We start from the raw sequence: 6,402 nt of genomic DNA, 5'->3' as shown, positions 1-6,402 counted from the left end.
TATTTCTATTGAAGTTTCAATTTTTGTAATAACAACTTTATATTTTTATTTTAAAAATACTCAATTAATGTCTAGATTTTATTTTGAATTAGAAGAGTTCAAAATAAAATTTAACTTAGATAACTTTAGTAATAAAGAAAATTCGCTTAATGATGAAGAAAATATCAATAGAATAGTGACAATAGTCTCATTAGCTAAATTAAATAATCCAGCTTTTTTAACTGAATTTAATTTATTGTATAAAGATTTTTTTAATAAAATTTTGAATATTAGTACAGATATTATTTCTTCCGAGCTTGAGATATGTGCATTGATAAAACTTAATTTTACAACTAAAGAGATTGCTTTAGCAACTAATTCAAGTGTAAGATCTATTGAAGCAAAAAAATATAGAATTAGAAAAAAACTAAAAATTAATTCATCGGATGATTTATTTATTTGGATGAATACACTTTAGCTTATCTGTAAAATATTTTTGCAAAGTTTTTTATTATCATAAGATTAATTTTTTAATATTTTATACTTGATTTGGGATGTGTGAATATTTATAAATTAAATTATTTTACATTTAATTTAACTTTCTTTGTCACATAATTTTAAATATTACACTTCAAGTGTTTGTTAATAATGTTGATAACGAATTTTTATGAAGTTTTTGGGTTTAAATTTTATTATTTGTCAAATTAAACTATTGAAAATTCTCTTCATAATGATTAGATTTTTTTAATAGATATGTAATTACATTTGGAGGACATTTCCCTGAAAAAGTTTTGTCGAAAGTTTTTGAATCTTCTCAGGTAATCTTTAAATTGTGTATTTGTAATCATATAAGGATTATGTTATTTTATTCCAAGCAATTGCAATATGGAAATTTTATAATCAAAAAATTTTTTAAGAAAATCAGAGCATAAGTTTCTCCCAAGTAATATATAATTGAAGTATAAATGCAGAAAACTTTATATTAGCTTATTTGAAAAGATTAAACCAAACAGCACTATTTTCTATAAATCACTTCAATTAAATGCTTTAAAAAAAGCTGATTTAATTTGTGTTTTGGATAATAAAACTATTACACATTTTGGTTCTTATAATCAGTTACTAAAAAGTGAAAATTTTTATAGTGATTATTCAAAGAACTTTTAGTTAAGCACTTTTTTATAAAATTCATAGTTATAAAATAAGTTTATGTTATATTAATCTTGTTAGTAAATTTAAAGGTTTGATTGACTATGTTTTATAGTTTTCAAATATCTCTGTAGCATTATATAAAAAGCATTACTACATTAAAACAATTTTTCTATTTCTTTTTAAGTTTTAATCTCTTTCATAGTTAACATGTTTTTCTTTAATCAATTGATTCTCCTTGTAATGATTTACAATTTAGTCATTGAAAAAGATATTGTATAATCTTTTTAACTAACAAAAAAGTAAGTTTAGAAATAGAAATACTATAAGTTCACTGAAGAGACTAGAAGTTTCATTAATTAAAAATTCAAGAATGTTTATAGATCAATACATTTGAAATTATTATATTTTTTTGTAGCCATTATAAATTTATATCAATAATCCATTTTGCAAGTTTATTTTATGATGGTTGTTTAGTTTTTCATTTAATATTTTTATTAAAATTTCAATTATGGATAATGATTTATTAAACAAAGAGTACAGTTTTTTAATTTTTGATGAGTATGAGATTTTAAGAAAGGCACTTGAAATTATTATAAAAAGAAGATTTCCGGAGTCTATTGTCGTGGTATGTGATAGCATTGATGATGTTAAGGAGGTAGTCAAAGTCATGGTATTTGATTTGGCAATTATTGACGTATCTCATAATGGAATAGATGAATTTTCAGTTCTTAAAAAAGTAAAGGTTTTAAACTCTAAAATAAAAATATTAGTCTTCTCCTTTATGAATGATGAAAATTATAAATTGAGATGTTTTAAAAATGGAGCTAGCGGAATTATTAATAAAAATTGTAAAGAAGAAAATATTTGTCAAGCTATCAATGTTTTGCTCAATGGAGGTAGTTTTTTTTCTAAGAATGTAAAGTTGAAATTGATGGTTAGAAAGAAAATTAAAAGACATAAGTCTGTAAGTGATGATTTGAATACCCTTTCTGCAAGAGAGTTTGAGTTAGCAAGTATGCTAGTTTTAGGTAGTACAAATTTGGATATATCTAAAAAGTTAAGAATTGCAACTTCAACAGTTAGTACATATAAGAAAAGAATTTTTTTGAAAACAAATACTGAAAATGTTTTGCAATTAGCAGATATTTTTAAAAGGAATTCAGAAATAGTAGAATTATAATTATATTAATATTTAAAAAACTATTTGGTGTGAGGACAAATATTTTTTTTTCGGTTTTACTTATTATGTTTTTTAATTATGGGTTTTGTTTTTCCCTTTTGGTGCAGACATCCGATGAAACTTGTGTTGGAAATGGCCAATTAAATTTCAATATTTCTAATGCAGATCCTAATGGTACAATAGTTTATATCATTTATTTATTACCCAATGTTACCACACCAATAGCGACTACTTCCAACTCTACAATTTCTGGATTATTGAGCGGAACGTATAGAATTATTGCTAGAGAAACTATTGGTTCTGTCTTTACAACTCAGCAAGTTGATGTGACTATTTTAAATCAAGTTGTACCTTTGTCTTATACTGTTGTGAGTTTTAATCAGGCTTGTTCTTCTACAAGTACAATTTCTATTAATGTATCTTCAGGAACCGCTGTTTCGTATGAAATATTTAATGGTCCTGTTTTATTTCCATTGCAATCATCAAATATTTTTTCAAATCTTCCTGTTGGTGTTTATAAAATAAGAGTTTTTGATAGTTGTGGGATTGGGATTGTTACCACTTACACCGTTTCAAATAACCCTACAGGGTTATCTATTTCAAATCCAAATCTTACCAATACTACTTGTACAAACACCAATGTCAATCAGACCATAACTCCTGCAAGTGGAACTATTATTGCTTATCCATTAACATTACAATATGTTATCCATCCACCAGGTGGAGCAAGTGATATTATAATAAACCAATCAATTGCAACTGGAAATTTATTTTCTTTATCGATTTCAGAATTATTTCCGATTTATATCAATCAAAATTATACATAAGATTTAATCATTACAGATTCATGTAATGCAATTACAACAAATACATTTTCAATAGATAGTTCAATTGGTCTTTCAGCGTCTATAGTTAATTTACCATGCAATGAATATTATTTCAATTTAAATGCAACACAGTTTACCGCTCCTTATACCTTAAACTTTACAACAGTACCCACAGGTTTCAATCCTACACTTTTTAATTCAAGTTATCCAGGTCCCTTTAGTCTAAACTCAACCACTTTTGGAAGCACAACTAATGTAGTTCCTTATGGTAATTACACCGTATCTATAACTGATTCTTGTGGTAGAACGAGAACTACATCATTTGTAATTTTAAACAAACCACCTGAACCAAGTGCTAGTGGAACTAACAATGGTTGTTTAACAAATTCAGGTACTATAACTGCATCAATTCCAAACTACAACATAATATCTGCAATAATTACTAGTGCTCCTTCAGCTTACCCTAATACTTTACCCGACAATGTTAGTGCGCAAATCACCAATGGTATTTTAACTTTGAATCCTGTTCCTCTTGGGGATTATGTCATTGAACTTATTGATGATTGTACTGGTGTTGTTTTAACAACAACAGTTACTGTACCAATATATACAGATAAAGGAATTGGTACAACAAACAGGCCGGGTTGTGATATAGGAAAAGGTTCTTTGAAGTTATGGAGTTATAATGGTGATTTAACAACTGTAAAAATTACAGCGGCTCCTACAGCCTATAATTTTATTTTGCCCAATGATGTTTCAAGTTCTATTGTTTCAACCGGTATTCTTTATTTGGATGATTTGCCTCCTGGTTCCTATACATTTGAAACTATTGATGAATGTAATTTTAGTAATACTGTAAACGTTAACGTTCTTGGTTACGACATTACTTCAAGCAATTATTCAATGATCACTAATTGCGGATCATTTGACATCTTACTTAATTTTGTTAGTAATGGTATAGATGGTCAATCCTTTTGGCTTCAAAAACTTATTGACCCAGTAACTAATCAATGGGGAAATCCTTCAACTAATGTTATTTATAACAGTAATACTATTCCAAATTCTACTAATTCAATTCAACTAAACAATCTTACTACTAATTTTAATTTTTCATTTAATGGAACGTTCCGCATAGTTCGCCATTTTTACTCTTTTCAAAATGGGACTAATTATAATTCAGGAGTTGTTCCTTCAGTTGATAAAAGCTGTATTGAAGTCCTCACTCCAACGTTTACATTTAATGAATCACTAGAAGTTTTGGGATTTAATAGAATGCCTTGTAATTTAAATGGAAACTTAGATGTTATAATAAATGCTTTGGGATCGAATCCCTTGCATTATACCATTATAAATAAAAATGGTATTCCTTTTTTATTGGATAATGGTAACTCAAATATTTTTAACAATTTACCCTCTGCAACTTATACTTTTCAGATTGAAGATAATTGTGGAAATATTATAACAAGAGTTATAGATATTAGTTCATTAGTCTCGTTAGTTTTAATAACTAAACCAAATGACATGCTGATTTGTACTGATGTAATTACTAATAACGAAATCTTTGATATAAGCAGTCAAAGTGGAGTTATAGTAGGACAACAAATTAATTTAAATTATACCTTGACTTATCATACCTCCTTAACTGATGCACAAAGCAATTTAAATCCAATAAGTTCAATTACAAACTTTAATCCAACAAGTAATCCACAAACCATATATGCTCGATTAAGACTAAATAATATGCCTGATTGTTATGAAGTAACTTCATTTGATTTAATTGTTGGTCAAAATCCAAAATTGCTGCTAGATGATGAATATCTTTTTTGTGACCAAAGTTCTGTAACTATCAATGCATCAAGCATGAATTTGCCAAATACAACTTATGTTTGGTCAAATGGAGTCACAGGACCAGAAGCTACTATTACAACTATTGACGAAACAAATTTAACCGTAACAGCAACTAATAGTTATGGAGCACAAAATTTAAGTTGTTCTACATCAAAGAGCATTACTGTTGTCCTTTCTGAAGCTCCAGTTATTGAACGTATCGAAACCATAGATTGGACTGGAGAAGAAAATAGTATTTCAGTTATCACATCAATTAATGGTGCTTATGAATATTCGTTAGACGGCATTAATTACCAAGATAATAATAAATTCGAAAATTTACTTCCTGGATTGTATTCCGTATATGTTAGAGATAAAGCAGGCTGTGGTGTTACCATAAAAACTGTTTGGCTTTTATATTATTTAAAGTACTTTACTCCTAATGCTGATGGATATAATGATTATTGGCAGATTCCCTTTTCAGAAAATAAAAAAGAATTACAAGTTGTAGTTTATGACAGGTTTGGGAAGATAGTTACTTCTTTCACCTCTCAAAGTCAAGGTTGGGATGGAACTTATAATGGTAATCTAATGGTCAGTGATGATTATTGGTTTGTTGTATACAGAATTGATGGAAGAATTCACAAAGGTCATTTTTGTATGAAAAGATAATCTATAAAAAAATATTTAATGAAATTTAGTTTAATTTTTTTGCTATTTACTAATTTATTATTCCCTAATAAAAATATTTCAATTTCTGTTTTTTTAACGAATGCAGGTCAAGCAACATCCTTTCAACTAGTAAGTTTTGAAAATTTGTCAAAACCTGTTTTTGATACAATTGTAACTAATAGTGAGTTGCATTTCGACTTATCTGATACAATTAATTCTGGAGTTTATAGAGTTTACTTCAGTTATTTATCAACAATCAAGATGAAACCATGCGTTGAATATTTTGATGTAATAATTGATAGTACAGAAAAGGAAATTTCACTTAAATATTGTTTAGATGGTGTAAATTCATTTCCTGAATTTTTAATTTCTGAAATTAATAGGAATTGGTTTGACTATATAAAACTGAAGCAAATTAAACAAGATGAATTTAATAGAATTGAAAATTTTATTTCCAATAAAGATTTATTTTTTGTTAGTGAAAAATATAAATCAAAAGCTGAATTTCTAAAAATTTTAAAAAATGAAATTAGTCTATTAAAAAATGTATTCTTAGATAGTAACAAAAATTATTGGTCATCGGTTATGGTAATTTATATGGATAAACTAAATAATATAGATTCAAAAACTGATGAAAGTGTTTTTTGGGATTATTTTTTTTCTTCAGATAAAAGATTATTAAATACTCCAATTTATGAAGAAATTTTAAAAAAATACTTACATGTATATTATTTTGATTACAATAAGTATTATAAAAACGAAATAAAA

Annotated in this window: 5 protein-coding genes; all 5 read left to right on the top strand. The window is 26.6% G+C overall.

Annotation, left to right across the window (positions count from 1 at the left end; genetic code table 11):
• On the top strand, positions 1-457 hold a 457-nt coding region (locus ACIQ06_RS15785; RefSeq protein WP_396147887.1), incomplete at its 5' end, for a helix-turn-helix transcriptional regulator.
• A gap of 1,179 nt (positions 458-1,636) precedes the next feature.
• A complete protein-coding gene (locus tag ACIQ06_RS15780) occupies positions 1,637-2,308 on the top strand; it encodes a response regulator (protein WP_396147886.1) in 672 nt (223 codons plus the stop codon).
• Positions 2,309-2,406: 98 nt separating this feature from the next.
• Positions 2,407-3,135, top strand: a complete 729-nt coding sequence (locus ACIQ06_RS15775; protein WP_396147885.1) for a hypothetical protein — start codon at positions 2,407-2,409, stop codon at positions 3,133-3,135.
• Positions 3,136-3,651: 516 nt separating this feature from the next.
• Positions 3,652-5,634 (top strand): T9SS type B sorting domain-containing protein, encoded by a 1,983-nt coding sequence (locus ACIQ06_RS15770; RefSeq protein WP_396147884.1) that lies wholly within the window; start codon positions 3,652-3,654, stop codon positions 5,632-5,634.
• Between the two features lie 18 nt (positions 5,635-5,652).
• Positions 5,653-6,402, top strand: a 750-nt coding sequence (locus ACIQ06_RS15765) for a hypothetical protein (protein WP_396147883.1), incomplete at its 3' end; no start/stop codon positions are given.

The organism is Flavobacterium sp., from assembly GCF_044341265.1.
Taxonomy (GTDB): Bacteria; Bacteroidota; Bacteroidia; order Flavobacteriales; family Flavobacteriaceae; genus Flavobacterium.
This window is presented reverse-complemented; position numbering and strand designations above follow the sequence as displayed.

Excerpts from the sequence above, each read along its gene's own strand:
- ACIQ06_RS15780 (WP_396147886.1), top strand. The coding sequence starts at position 1,637 with ATGGATAATGATTTATTAAACAAAGAGTACAGTTTTTTAATTTTTGAT.